This is a genomic window from Candidatus Villigracilis saccharophilus, from assembly GCF_016711665.1.
Genome location: NZ_JADJSO010000017.1, coordinates 25865 through 40227, shown reverse-complemented (window position 1 = coordinate 40227; position 14363 = coordinate 25865). Strand labels below are relative to the sequence as shown.

Genomic DNA, 14363 nt, shown 5'->3' with positions numbered 1-14363 from the left:
TCAGCACTTCCTGAAATATTGCCTGATAACGCTCTGTTATTTTTTGAATATCAAAATCCTGTGATTTTTTCACACTCGCCTCGCGGAAGTTTAAAAGGAGCAATGGTTCAGAAATGCTTTTGCGCAAATACAGTTACAAAAGCGGGTTTGTCATGCACATCGATCAAATAGCCATTCCTGTTTTCATCAACCAGATCCAAAAATCCGCCAATCCTGCTGGCGACAATGGCAAGTCCCTTCGCAAGAGCCTGCACACCAACAACCGGCAAACCTTCCGAGAATGACGGCATGAATAATATGTCACTTCTCGAGAAACATTCCAAAACTTCTTCGGGGGTTACCCAGCCCGGCAAATCAAAGCGTTCACACATGCCGGCTTTCTCAATTTCACGTTTTACATCTTCAAGCATTGGGCCGTCGCCCAGCATGGAGCATTGCCAGTCCAGATCCTTTAATCTCGCAAGCACCTGCACAATTGCAAGCGGATTTTTCTGATACACAAAACGCCCGGCAAAAACGAGCCGCGGGGGAGTATTTAATCTAATGCTGGAGGGAGCAAGGCGATCAATGTCCGCGCCATTGGGGATGACCTCAACAGGCACCGAATAATGCTGTACCGCCAGTTGACGGGTGAACTCGCTGACAGCGACCACCTTTTTGGCGCGCTTCCAAATGGGTTTTGTGAACGGTTCAAGCCAGCGGAACCATTTGCCTGTTTTGTCCGGGACACCGCCGGGCACGTCACCCAGATGAGCGGTTAATATATAAGGAATACCAGTCAACACGGACAGCGCCCACGCGAGCGCGCCCGACGGAACGGCGAAATGGGTGTGAATGATCTCGGGGCGATACAGACGAATTATTCGCAAACCCGCCCAAAGTCCGGCAAGAACGTACGCCAGCATCGTAAAAAAACTCGCGCGGAAGGCTTCCCTTCTTAAGGAGCGAATCCGAATCAGGCGAATTCCATCCTGGTGAGTTTCAAGCGCCAGGCCCGGCATATGGGCTGTGAGAACCGTGACATCATGTCCGCGCGCAGCAAGCTCTCTGCAAATATCGTAAGCCGCCCTGCCGCCTCCGCCGCCAACAGGCGGAAATTCATAGATGATCGTGAGAATACGCATGTAATGGGTTCATTCCAAAAATGGGTCTTTACAGGAGGGCGGGTTGGGACGAGGCACAAATATTTGCAAATTGGCTGAAGCGAGAGACTCAACAGGTTTATACGCGCATAAAAGCGGCGCACCTACAAAACGGACCCAGGCATTATCTTCTTCAATAAACGCGCCGTCTTTTCGCTGCACATATTTTTGATCTTCAGCGACAATGACCGCGAAGCGATGGCTGCGAAGATCGGCATAATAATTTTCCAAATATTCGCGATTGCCCGACATCGCCATTTCCATCAGCTCGATCTGTTCATAATCAGGAGTAAGCGGGATATTCTTTAATTCTTTAAATGTCAGAAGCTGACGTTCAGTAATAAACAAAACCTCACCGCCGTTATCAAGCGTATCTGAAACGACTTGCTGCAGCTTCTGTATATCTGTTTCGACACGGGCGTGGTCATAGCTGTGAGTGAATCCGATTTGAGGAAGCGCGAAGCCCAGTGGGACAAGTAAGGCTGCCACAGCCACCGGCCAGCGAATCTTCCCCCAGGCAGGGCTCGACTGTTCCTCAGGGGCAACACGTTCGGCAAAAAATGAAGACGCGATCAACGCGAGCATGACAAGGTACGCGTCCATATTGTGCAGATCACCGCCGCCGCCGATTTTCGTACTGACAGCCAGCCCTCCAAGAAAAAGAACGACTAAAAAAGATAAAAGCGCCAGGGAGCGTAATGGATGCAAACGGGATATGTTTCCGCTCAATATTTGTGCCAGCGCGATAAATAATGGCGCGGAAACCATCAGTATGCCGAGCAAAATTCCCAGGCTAGAAGTGTCATTGGGAAGCAGGCGATTCCAAAGCAGCTCTGACGTAAAACTCGAACCGAAGGCGCGAACGTCTGCATTCCCTGAAATATTGATATAGAGAAACTGGGAAATGGCCGCAGACCCAAGTCCGCTTGCTCCCCAGACAAAGGGAATCAACCAATAACGCCAACCCTTACTTCTGAATGGCGTCTCCATTAAATATATGGCGATTGCAAACATGGCGGGGACTGGAAACCAATTCACGCGGCTCACTCCAGCCCAAAGAGAAGCGGCCACAATAACGATGAAAGACCGCCCGGGGTGTTTCATTGATACACCTGCAAGGATCAAAATAACGCAAACTTGAAGATGATAATAGACAGCGCCCTGCAAAAAGAAAAGAAAGGCCCAGGATGCGACAAAGAACTGCATCCAGCCGTTCAGGCGCAAGCGGCGGGTTAATAAGACGCATGACGAGGCGGTAAGTCCGATCCATAACAGCGCCTGCCACATGCGGTGAAACCAAAGGGGCAGACCATCAATAAGAAAAGGGATCGACATCAGGAGATAGCGGGAAGGATGCAAAAATGGAAGCGGCAATTTCATTCCATACAGCTGCTCCGCAAAGAACATCGAAGCATAATAATGACGACTCGCTTCAGAGTACCCGATCGAGAAAGGGTAATCCGTAATGACAGCGAGGTGTCCGTATATCTGATAGACCAACCCCTGCGCAAGTACAATCAATGCAAATAGGATGTGCCACTTATAGCCGGTGATCCACTTCAAGCCCAGAGACTGCATCAGACTTGCCCAAAGAAAAACCCAGAAAATGGGAGCCACTTGCGGAAGGATATTTCCAAAAAGGTAAAGTCTCAACACCCATGGCAGAGAAAAGCCAAATACAACAAGAAGCACACCCATCAATTTATTGGATGAGTTAATCTCAAACTTTTCCGACAGCCAGGCATCGCCTTGTGAGGATAAATATCGCAGTGCAAAAAGACCCGCAACCATATTAAGCACAAAAATTCCCAGCAGAATAATCCATTTGGAACGCCAAATGATGATACCCAACGCCTCTCCCTGCTGAATGGTCTGATAAATCGACAGGACACTTAACAGGATGACGGACCAAATAAATGTTTGCAGGAATTTTTTTGAAGATACTGGTTCCATATTCCGAGTCCGCGCAAATTATTCGGGCTGCGTTTTTTTCTCGTTCATCGCGCCAAGAATGGAAGGCAAAAAGAATGCACCCGGCAGGCTTGTGATAATGAACAAAAGACGGGTCAGCAGGGCAACGGTCGCGCTTTCAGATGAACTCAGCCCGCCTAACTGCGTCAGCAGAAATGTCATGGAAAGCTCCTGCACACCCAAACCATTTATGGAAACGGGAAAGAGGGTCACAAAATATGTCAGAGTGTACAACCCGGCCACCAGCCAATAGGAAACATGATGATCAATGCCGAGCAGCAGGAGGTAAATTGCAAGATAGATAAACGCCATATTGCCAAGCGTGGCAAGCATCGAACCGCTCAGCGCAAACGGCTTCTTTAACCAGATGGAAAACGATGCATAGGTACGTTTTGCAAAATCCACACTTTTTTGAATCAGCGCGGAAAACGCAAGCGATTGTGAAGCTCCATTACCAAGCGAAAAGACCGGGACCAAACCCAAAGGAAGGGCAAGGCTCATTCCTGCCAGACCGATCAAACGGTCGGCGACGAGCGAGGCAACACAGATGGCGCGGTCATAGCCCAATTGCATTGCCCCTCCCAGGCGGACCACATCTCCGCCGATGGTTGTCGGCAAAAAATTGGACGAAAAGTTCCCGGTGAAAGTTAACATGATCGATCGAAGAAACGGAATTTCCACACCCGCTGATTTGAGCAATATATGCCAGCGCGTTGCCGCAAACAGGCGTGAAATGGATAATGCCACGACCGCTGCCAGAAAATACCCGATCGAGACACGCCGCAACGCAGAGAAAAGTTGGCCATCCCCCTCCTCTTCAAGCAAAATGATCAAAAGCAACAATGCCAGAATACTGCCCAACACACGGACAATAGTCTGGCGATTCTGAGCGAACCACTTAGTCACGAGGGTCCTGTTCCAGGTTGACCGTTGTACGAATGGTATAGGTAGGCTTGCGCTGGGATTCGTGATAAGTGCGGACCAGCAATTCCGCGATCAAGCCCATCAACATGGATTGAAAGCCAAGGATGAAAAACATGGCGCTGACCTGAAAGAGCGGCGAGCCGGTCACACCGACAAAAAAGAAAATTCGGCGTACAAGCAGATACAGCATAATAATGGAACTGGCGATCATAAGAAGTCCGCCGGTGCCGCCGAAGAGATAGATCGGCTTGGAAGCAAAGGCGACCAGGAATTTCACAGTAAACAAATCAAGGATGACCTTGGCAGTGCGCTCAAGACCATACTTGGTCTTCCCAAACTTGCGCGGGTAATGTCGAACGGGCATTTCGGTGATATTCGCGCCGACAGAATTGGCATAGACCGGGATAAAACGATGCATCTCACCGTATAAACGAAAACCCTCCAGCACATCACGGCGATACACCTTGAGCGTACAACCATAATCATGCAAATGCACACCGGTGACACGCGAGATAAGCCCGTTCGCAAGCATGGAAGGAAGATTGCGAGTGAGCGCATCATCCTTTCGTTCTTTGCGCCAGCCGCTGACAAGATCATAGCCTTCATCCAGTTTAGCCAGCATCATGGGGATATCCGCGGGATCATTCTGCATATCGGCATCCATCAGGATTATGATCTTGCCCTGGGCATAATCCAGACCGGCGGCGATGGCCGCAGTTTGTCCAAAATTGCGGCGGAAGGAGATCACCCGAATATGCGCAGGATCTTTTTCTGCATAATGTTGGAGAACAGACAAGGTCTGATCACGGCTGCCATCGTCAACGAGAATCACCTCCCATGATTGGTTTATTTCGGTCATGGTCTTTTGGACCGCTTCGAAAAGAAATGGCAGGTTATCCTGCTCGTTATATACCGGGATTACGAGTGATAGGTTCATGGCAGCCTGTGAAATATCCTTATTTCTGCTCCCTCGATACAGGAAGGAGAGATCAATGGTTTTTGATATTCTTCAAATTCCTGCGGATTCAAGAAATCCTTCCAGGATGAATAGCGTTTGGCTTCAATTATAAATATGTCGGCGCTGTCTTTCCATTGCTCATTTAGTTCGCCATTCCAATGGCTGAGACGGTACACGGTATCCGCATCCCCACCATCCCGATACGTGTAGGCGCTGTTGATCTGCGGCGGGAAAATACGGATACTCGGGACGTACACCAGGGGGGTAACAGACAACCCTCCATCCCAATATACCAGACTATTTGACGGGATGATATTCGCAAGATATGCGCCAAGTTGTTCATTTGCAGCGATCAGATCCTGTTGACATTCGACACGGCTTCCTCTGGCGTTCACAAGCGGAGCAAGCGCAAATCCCAGCACGAGAAACGAGTTGATAAGACGATATGCAAAACCGGGATGGTTATCTGAACTTCCGGCACGGCGCCATGCAAAAAATGCGGCCAAAACAAACCCAATCCCAACAAGGAAGCCCATTCCGGAAGAAAGAATTCTTTTGATGACCGTTAATGATAAATCAAATCTTTGGGTAAGAACATCCACCAGACCGGTTGTGCCGGGTAAAAATTGACCGTTTCGCATGCGCGGAACGGGAATCTCATACACCCAGCGGCCAATGGACTCAAATAATGAGTAGCCAATACCCGCGCTCAAAACAAGAACAAGCAACACGACAAGAATCGGGAATAGCCGCGGCAGTTTGCGATTCTCGGATTGTGAATAAAAGACCACCAGCAGGAGAAGTCCCAACGGATCAAAGAAAGCCAGATAATTTGAAAAACAGAAGACGCAGCTATAACTTTCATATTGGCTGGCCACTGCCGCCCAGGCATGCATGCTGAACAGGATGAAATATAACAGGGCAAGGAAAACAGCCGCCCGCATACCCGAGGCAGATTTCCAGCCGCGCGGACGCGGCCATAAGATCAATGAAAAAACAAACCCCACAACGACCACAAAATGGTAGCGAATTCCCTGAAAGAAGGCATTCACCCGATTCCAAAAATCAATGGAGGGATCCCAGATCGGCGCCGCGTCTTTGGGCAGGCGGAACGGGTCAAGAAAAGGAGTGAGATTTTCAGGAAGCCAGGGAGCCCAGATCGTCAAGATGTTAGGCCAATAATAAATATGAACCGCAAGGAAAAACGCAGCCCCGGCAAAAAAAGCCCAGATCCCCTTTTGCCTGCCGTGCTGCCAGAAAATATAGGGAAGTAGCAGCACCAGAACGGGTGCCATATTCTGACGTGTAAGTACCGCCAGAGCAGCCAGCAGTGAGCCAAGAATGATCTGCCAAAGCGGACGCTCATCCCCGAGCACACAGACACACATCCACGCCAGCAGACAGGCAATGAGTACTTCTGAAACCGTGACCGAATAAGTTTTTATTACATAGGAACTAAGCGCAAAGACCCAGACCGTACCGGCGGCGAGCCAATTACCCGACCAGCGACGGGCTGTGACCCAAACACCCAGAAGCGTGAGCATGCCCAGGAAAATGAAAAAGAACCGCCCTGTCCGCAAGCCGGCGCCAAAGACATATTGTGCAAAGCCCGGGATCAAAAACGCGAACGGGGCTTTATTGGTGAACGGGCCATAAGGTTCAAACGGCTGATAGACCCCGCGCAGATATAAGATACCCTTCAAAAGATACGAGCCTTCATCCAACCCGGGCACGGTCGTATAGGCGTACATCACAGCCTGGATTAAATAAAGAAGCGCCCCCAAAGCCGCCACTACCATTGGCGCCCATGAAGGCCACTCTTTATTTTTTAAAAGCTCTATTTTTTTGATCATACATGCCTAAAAGCGAGAAAAGATTCTACACTTTTTTCAGCCGCGCCAGGTCTGAATCCACCATCATGGTGACCAGTTCCTTGAAGGAAACATTCAGCTCCCATTTAAGATCGTTCCTTGCCTTGGATGGATCCGAGATCAACAGATCCACTTCAGCGGGGCGATAGAACTTTTCATCCTGTATCACGAATTCCTTGTAATCCAGGTCAACATGTGAAAACGCGATCTCACAGAATTCACGCACCGCGTGAGTCTCGCCTGTGCCGATCACATAATTATCGGGGTGATCCTGCTGAAGCATCAACCACATCGCTTCGACATAATCTCCCGCGAAGCCCCAGTCACGCTGGGCTTCGAGATTACCAAGACGCAATTCCTTTGCCTTGCCAAGCTTGATCTTCGCAACCGAATCAGAGATCTTGCGCGTGACAAATTCCAAGCCGCGACGCGGGCTTTCATGATTGAACAGGATCCCGGAGGTCGCGAACATATTAAATGATTCACGGTAATTTACGGTGATCCAATGCCCATACACCTTGGCAACACCATACGGGCTGCGCGGATAGAACGGCGTGCTTTCCCTTTGAGGAACTTCCATCACCTTGCCGAACATTTCGCTGGAAGACGCCTGGTAAAAGCGGATCTTCGGATTAACGAACCGAATGGCTTCCAGCAAACGGGTCACACCAATGGCGGTCACATCACCGGTCAAGGCGGGTTGATTCCACGAAGTCGGCACGAAGGATTGCGCCGCCAGGTTATATACCTCGGTGGGATGATATTCTTCCAACAGCGAAAGCAGGGAACCCTGATCCTGCAGATCACCCTGCACCATTGTGATGTCATCCAAAATGTGATTGATGCGTTCTGTATTGACAGTGCTTGAACGGCGCGCAACACCGATCACACGATATCCTTTTTTCAACAACAATTCGGCAAGATACGAACCATCCTGGCCTGTAATGCCAGTGATAAGAGCAGTAGGCATAGAAACTCCTTATTCAAAATTCAGTCGCTGAATTATACACTACGTTTTCGGTCAAGCCACAAACCCCAAAAGAGAATCAAAGCCCAAAAACCGATGATCAACACAACCATCAAAGGAAACGACAACTGCGGCCCCAAATGCAAATAGCGGTTCGCATACCATTGACCAAAAAACACCAAAAAGACAAGTTCCATCGCAAACACGCGCGCGGCCCAGGCATTCCTCGATTCCTTCCACCAGACCCAAACATTCCCAGCCAGGATCGCCTGCCATACGAACAGGATCGCACGATAACGCGGATTATCCCATGAGTCGCCGCCGCCCCGCAATGCCGTGAGAATGACCCACATCCATACAATAAAACTTAGCCAAAGGAAAAGCCTGCGTTTCATTTCCACTCTCTGACCTGCCGCAGCCCCAATAGAGAGGATCAACACCGGCAGCATGGTGTACCAACCCACAGCACGCAGGATCGAGATGATGCGCCAGATCAATTTCGTCGGCTCGACAAATGCCGCGGGCAGGACCGGCTGAAAAATTCCATAAGCAGTGACAAAAGGCAGACGCATCCACTCAGGCATTTCATCAAAGAGTTTTTGCACCCAGCCCGAGCCGCGCTCCAACTGATACACATCCCATTGAACAGCAAGCTTTAACCAATCACTGAGGATATACAGCGGAGAAGTTGAATTAAATTCGCCCGAGCGGTTTAGCGCAGACGAAAGCAAAAAGAGACCCGCAACAAAAACGACCGCCGCAGCTGCCACCAGCCGCCATGAAATCCGAACATCGCCTTTTGTAAAATAGTACCATCCCGCCAGGATGATCATTGTAGTTAATGCAACAACCGGTGAGACAAGCAGCATTCCGCCGATCCCAAGCGCAAGCCATAACCTGGAGGCCGGCCACTTGTTATCGTGATTTGCAGGAGCAAGTTCCTGCACTCCAGAGCTGACAAATCCCCATAACGCGAAGGCACTGAATGCCCATAAATACGGCTCACGCATGGCAGACCCGCCCAGCAAAACACTTTCAGGATAAAGCGCATAGACCCAACCCGCGGCGACTGCGACTTTTACTCCCCATTCTCGAACAGCCGCCTTCCACAAAAATGGCAAAGCCAGCGCCGACATGAACGCGGACATCAGCACCAACAGTAGCGGACGATGCGTATCAGGTGAGAGATAGCGATAGATCAATGCGCTAAACGCCAACAGACCGCCATACTGATCATAAGCATAGGTCTTATTGAACGCATCGTAAACCGGCTGCTCTGAACTTGCAAGATCCCAAGCCTGCGCGTCGCGGCGATGGGCGTCTGTATATGTGAAACCTACACTTTGATCTTCATCATCCACATAGCCATAAACGGGCAGCGCGAGGTAGGTGACAACACCACCAACGAAACGCAGGGTAAAAGCAAGGATGACCATCCATGCCAGAGTTTTGCCGCCATCCGCCCATTTTGTGGATAGGGTGAGAAATGAAAAGGAAAGAAGAAAGAGGAAAGAGAATCCAAACCAGCCGATCAGCCAATTACCGGACTGCAGGAACGATAAGACTGCACCAAGTCCGAAAGCCAGAGGCAGTATCCAGAGAAAATCGCGTTGATTGAAATTCTTCATATTTCACTTTTACCACGATTTAGGTTTAATGGATTTCAAGACCCTCTCCGCCCGCTTGGTCCAGGTTAACTGCTCGACATCCTTCCGCGCTTGAATCGCCAGCTCGTCTCTGCGTAATTTATTTGAAAGCAAAGAAGCGATCGCAGCCTTCCATTTCCCAACATCATCAGGCTCGCAAAAAATTGCATTGGCCTCATTCAGCACTTCGCGAATGGATGGAATATCCGCCGATACAATAGCGCGCCCCGAAGCCATATATTCAAACATTTTCATCGGGTTGATCACCTCGGCAATATCCTGCCCGCTGCTGGCGGAGATCGACCGGCCATACGGCATCAACAATACATCTGATGCGGCTTGATAGAGAGGGATCATTTCGTGTTTGACAAACCCAGTCATTGTCACATTCGTCATATTGGCGACAGACAATTGGCTGCGCCAAAAATCCACCAGTTCCGGCGTGCCGCCCACCCATAAAAAATTCACTTGCGGCATTTGTTTTGCAAGTTCGAACAACAAGTCCGCGCCGCGCCCGGGGTAGATGTGACCCGTGAAACCGACTGTCACTCCATCAGGCAAACCTAATTGCTGTCTTGCATCAAGTGGATTCGGCAGACTATCATATCTTTCCAATTCGACCCCGTTCGGGGCGATGAGCACCGCATCATCCTTAAATTTGAGATTGCATGAGCGTTCCAAAGCCTTTCTCAACGCGGACGTGGTGACTGTCATCAACTTATTGCCGCGAGATTTCCAGAATTGGAGCATCCACCATGCCCCCATTCGACCCGATACATCCGCGTGCATTTCAAGCACAACAGGATAACCCGCCCAACCAGCTAGCACAGCCGACTGCGGCAGCCAGGTATAGACAAGATCAGGTTTGAATTGACTCGCGGCGCGCTGGGCGTGGAAGATAAAGTCAAAGCGTTTGAGAGGTCGAATGGACGGAAGCAGTTCAAGGCCGGGCACAAAGCGCAGACCATAATGCGCGGCGAGAGTTTCCCGGGATGCGGGGTCCGTTTCGCGCGGCGCAAACATCTGAATCTGATGTCCCAATTGCATGAGTGCCTGAACGACCTTCATCGCCTGGATGGAGTTGGCTGTCAGGGACGGGATGCGCGAATTGGTTATGACAGCGATCTTCATTGAATTTCCTTTACGCCGCGCCAGGCCATAATGCCCACCGAAGCGATGTAATAGAAAGAGAGCAGCGCGCCCGCCGCAAGAATTCCATACTGCGGGACCAGCCAGAAGGCCAGCGCTAATTTTGCGAGGCCGACAATTAGTGTCGTCCAGATCGGGTAGTCAGTCAGACCGAGCGAAAGCAAAAGCGGGCGATTCCAAAACAAGGTGTAATTGAACGCAAGGCCGATACACAAGGCGATCATGGCGGGGTAAGCCGCGACAAATTCCTGGCGGCCTGTGAAAATGACCAGGGCGAATTGGCCCAGGAATATAAAGCCAAGCGCGGCAGCAGCGTTGATGGCAAAAGCGAGCGCGGTGATCTTGCGCAAGAAACTTCGCAGCGATGTCCATGCTCTTTGAACGATGAGGCGGTTGATCTCGGGATAGGTGGCGGCGATAAGCGGGTCTGCCGGCACGGAGAGAAAACCAACCAATGAATAAGCCGCCTTGTAATAACCGACCGCTTCCGTGGACAGGAAGAGACCGATCCACAACGATTCGCTCTCACGGAAGATCTTGATGATGGTCGCGCTGATATTGGAACTGATCGCAAATCGAATGAGGCTGCGCGACTCGGCGATATTCATCATCGGCGCGTTTTGCCACTGTACGCCAAGTTCATTTTGCAATTGTCTGCGCCCCATGAAGTAAAGCCCGAGACCGGGTATGACTTTGCTTGCGAGATATGCCAGCAGTACGATCCACAATGGATTGGGCAGGAAAAATGCGGTAATGACAATGCCCAGGGAAATAATGCTTTGAATTAAATTGATCGTGCCCTGATGACGGATCTTTCCGGTTACTTGCAGTATGCCTGTGGATGTTTCGGTATTGAAATTTGCAAGCAGACCAAGCGCGAACACAATAAACATGAGTTTCGAATCGGGGGATTTAGTGAATGTCTGCGATGCCCACATAGATGATATCAGAACGACCAGAAACGCCAGCACTGAGACAACCGCTTCAGCCAACGCAGCGGACTTAATGAGTGCGGATGCTTTTTCCTTTTCACCTTTTTCCAGAAATTCGCCACCATAGCGCACCACCAGTTCGCTCATGCGGAAGGAGAACAAGCTGTTGACCGTGGAGGTATAGCTCATGACTAAAGCGATCAATCCCGAGCCTGACGCGCCTAACAGACGAAAAGACAATGCGCTCATGACAACGCTCAATCCCAAACTGAGGGTGTTGCTGGTGAATAGGTGCGCGCTGGAGCGTAGAACCCTGTTCAGCAATGGGTCGTCTTTGAATTTAGAAGGCAGCGACATGCCTGGAATTATAAACGCTCCAGTCTTTTGAACTGGAGCGTTTATTTACCTGTTTATCAAAGTCTATGGGGTCAGGATATCCTTCGCCCAGTTTCGTTCCGCCTTATACCATTCGATCAGGTTTCCGATGCCCTGCCTCAAATTCACTTGCGGATTCCAACCGAGCAATTCTTTGGCCTTGGTGACATTTGCCTGGTTCATGAACATATCCGCCAGGTTGGGAGGCCCGTACTGCACATCCGCCTTTTTACCGGTCAGGTCTTCGATCAACTCAACCAATCCGTTAATGGAAATGACTTCATGCCCGCCAAGATTGATGATCTGATATCCGAGCGGTCTAAGCGCAGCGATCGTTCCACGGGCAATATCATCCACATAAGTGAAGCCGCGCGACTGCTTCCCATCGCCATTGATGCGGATCGGCTCGCCTTCCATGATCCACTTCACGAAGCGAAAGATGGCCAGGTCGGGTCTGCCCGCCGGACCATAAACCGTGAAGTAGCGGACAACAGTCACATCGATGTCGTGCAGGTGGTGGTATGAATGCGCGAGCGCTTCCGCACCCTTTTTGCTCGCGGCATACGGCTGCATCGGTTCACTGCTGGAGGCGGTTTCGGGTGTCGGATATTCGGGATTCTCTCCATAAATACTGGAGGTGGACGCGAGGATGAATTTCCTGCACCCATACTGCCGGCAAACTTCGAGCATGTTCAGCGTGCCGGTGATGTTGGATTCCAGGAACACCCACGGATTTTCCACGCTGAATCTCACACCCGCACGTGCCGCAAGGTTTATCACGCCATCGAGTCTTTCATCCTTAAACAGTTCGATGGCTGATTTCTCGGAAATATCCCGCTGATGGAATTTGAACCCCTTCAGTCCCTGAAGTTTTTTCAGGCGGTATTCTTTTACGCGCGGATCGTAGGCGTCGTTCATATTATCGATGCCGACAACGCTATGTCCCTGCTCGATCAACATGGTGGACGTCCTTGCGCCGATAAATCCTGCAGCGCCTGTCACCAGATAATGTCCCATGATTGCTCCAAATAAAAAGTGTCGAAGCGCTGCGCGTGTAATACGCGACAGCGTTTCGACACTTCATCCAATTAAAGTCTTTCTACCTTATCGCTGTTCTTGCCCAGTTTACCCGTCGCATTACGGGAGTCAAATACGAACTTCGCTGATTCGATGATGGCCTTGTAGTCATACTGCTTATGGTTGGTGACGATCACCACCACATCGGCGTCCTTCACCGCCTTCATCAGGTCCGGAACACTGTCCATCTTCCATCCATCATATTCGTGGTGAATATGTGGAATGTATGGGTCGTGATATTGCACTTCTGCGCCTTTCTGTCTGAGCAGTCCGATCACATCCAACGCGGGTGATTCACGCACATCATCAATATCCGGTTTGTACGCCGCGCCCAGGACGAGCGCCTTTGATCCTTTGAGCGCCTTCCCGTGGTCATTCAAGCCTTCCATCACACGGTTAACCACATAGCGAGGCATGTTGGTATTGATCTCTGATGCGAGTTCAATGAAGCGCGCATTGTAATGGAATGACTTCATCTTCCATGAAAGGTATAGTGGATCGATCGGGATGCAGTGGCCGCCCAACCCAGGGCCCGGGGTGAACTTCATAAAACCGAACGGTTTGGTGGCGGCGGCATCGATTACCTCCCACACATCCACACCGAGACGTTCGCACATGATCGCAAGTTCATTCACCAAACCTATGTTGATCATGCGGAAAGTGTTCTCCAGCAGTTTGGACAGTTCCGCGGCTTCCGCTGTTGAAACGTGATGCACGATCTTGATCGCGCCTTCATACCAGGCGGTCGCCACTTCGCCGCAGGCTTCGGTAATACCGCCCATCACCTTAGGAGTGTTAATGGTGGTGAAGTCTTCGCGGCCGGGGTCCACGCGCTCCGGCGAGAAAGCCAGGAACCAATCTTCCCCAGCTACCAATCCATTATCCACGCCCAGTTTGGGGAGGAGCAATTCGCGGGTCGTGCCGGGATACGTAGTGGATTCAAGCACCACCACCATGCCTTTGTGCATATACTTCGCCAATTCATCCATCGCAGAAATGATGAAGGACATATCCGGGTCACCGGTCTGACGCAGCGGGGTCGGCACGCAAATACTGACCGCATCCATATCCTTCAGTATCGAAAAATCCGCTGTGGCGGTGAGCATGCCGCCACTCACCAGTTTTTCAATCGTCTCTGTTTTTACATCGGGAATGTAGGATATCCCCTTTGCGAGCGAGTCGACCTTGCGCTTGTCCGGGTCAACACCCGTCACATGGAAGCCCGCTTCGCCAAACACAACAGCCAGCGGCAACCCCACATACCCCAATCCCAGGATGGCGATCTTCGCGGTTTTGTCCCGCAGTTTCTTTGTCAAATCATCTTTTGTAGACATGTTTCTCCTTGATGCCG

Annotated in this window: 11 protein-coding genes; all 11 read right to left on the bottom strand. The window is 50.6% G+C overall.

The genetic code is table 11. The features are described from left to right. Positions 1–107 precede the first annotated feature (107 nt). The 11 genes from IPL17_RS07590 to IPL17_RS07540 all read right to left on the bottom strand — a co-directional run bounded on the left by IPL17_RS07590 (position 108) and on the right by IPL17_RS07540 (position 14346). Complete coding sequence (locus tag IPL17_RS07590) at positions 108–1124, bottom strand: glycosyltransferase family 4 protein (protein WP_345306476.1); 1017 nt, start codon at positions 1122–1124, stop codon at positions 108–110. 9 nt (positions 1125–1133) lie between these two features. Continuing rightward, positions 1134–3095 (bottom strand): hypothetical protein, encoded by a 1962-nt coding sequence (locus tag IPL17_RS07585; RefSeq protein WP_345306475.1) that lies wholly within the window; start codon positions 3093–3095, stop codon positions 1134–1136. Positions 3096–3113: 18 nt separating this feature from the next. Further along, positions 3114–4019 (bottom strand): lysylphosphatidylglycerol synthase transmembrane domain-containing protein, encoded by a 906-nt coding sequence (locus IPL17_RS07580; protein WP_345306474.1) that lies wholly within the window; start codon positions 4017–4019, stop codon positions 3114–3116. Then, the gene (locus IPL17_RS07575; RefSeq protein WP_345306473.1) at positions 4012–4974 is read right to left on the bottom strand and encodes a glycosyltransferase family 2 protein; all 963 of its coding nucleotides are present in this window, start codon (positions 4972–4974) and stop codon (positions 4012–4014) included. The genes IPL17_RS07580 and IPL17_RS07575 overlap by 8 nt, the downstream gene beginning before the upstream one ends. Further along, positions 4971–6848 (bottom strand): glycosyltransferase family 39 protein, encoded by a 1878-nt coding sequence (locus IPL17_RS07570; RefSeq protein ID WP_345306472.1) that lies wholly within the window; start codon positions 6846–6848, stop codon positions 4971–4973. Before IPL17_RS07570 ends, IPL17_RS07575 begins: the two co-directional genes overlap by 4 nt. Positions 6849–6873: 25 nt before the next feature. Continuing rightward, on the bottom strand, positions 6874–7836 hold the full coding sequence (gene gmd, locus IPL17_RS07565; RefSeq protein WP_345306471.1) for a GDP-mannose 4,6-dehydratase: 963 nt from the start codon (positions 7834–7836) through the stop codon (positions 6874–6876). A gap of 32 nt (positions 7837–7868) precedes the next feature. Then, positions 7869–9461 carry a hypothetical protein gene (locus tag IPL17_RS07560; protein WP_345306470.1) on the bottom strand — a complete coding sequence of 531 codons (1593 nt, stop codon included), beginning with the start codon at positions 9459–9461 and terminating at the stop codon, positions 7869–7871. A gap of 9 nt (positions 9462–9470) precedes the next feature. Further along, complete coding sequence (locus IPL17_RS07555) at positions 9471–10610, bottom strand: glycosyltransferase (RefSeq protein WP_345306469.1); 1140 nt, start codon at positions 10608–10610, stop codon at positions 9471–9473. Then, positions 10607–11917 (bottom strand): oligosaccharide flippase family protein, encoded by a 1311-nt coding sequence (locus tag IPL17_RS07550; RefSeq protein ID WP_345306468.1) that lies wholly within the window; start codon positions 11915–11917, stop codon positions 10607–10609. Before IPL17_RS07550 ends, IPL17_RS07555 begins: the two co-directional genes overlap by 4 nt. Before the next feature lie 63 nt (positions 11918–11980). Continuing rightward, positions 11981–12952 (bottom strand): SDR family NAD(P)-dependent oxidoreductase, encoded by a 972-nt coding sequence (locus tag IPL17_RS07545; protein ID WP_345306467.1) that lies wholly within the window; start codon positions 12950–12952, stop codon positions 11981–11983. Between the two features lie 71 nt (positions 12953–13023). After that, complete coding sequence (locus IPL17_RS07540) at positions 13024–14346, bottom strand: nucleotide sugar dehydrogenase (RefSeq protein ID WP_345306466.1); 1323 nt, start codon at positions 14344–14346, stop codon at positions 13024–13026. Positions 14347–14363 lie beyond the last annotated feature (17 nt).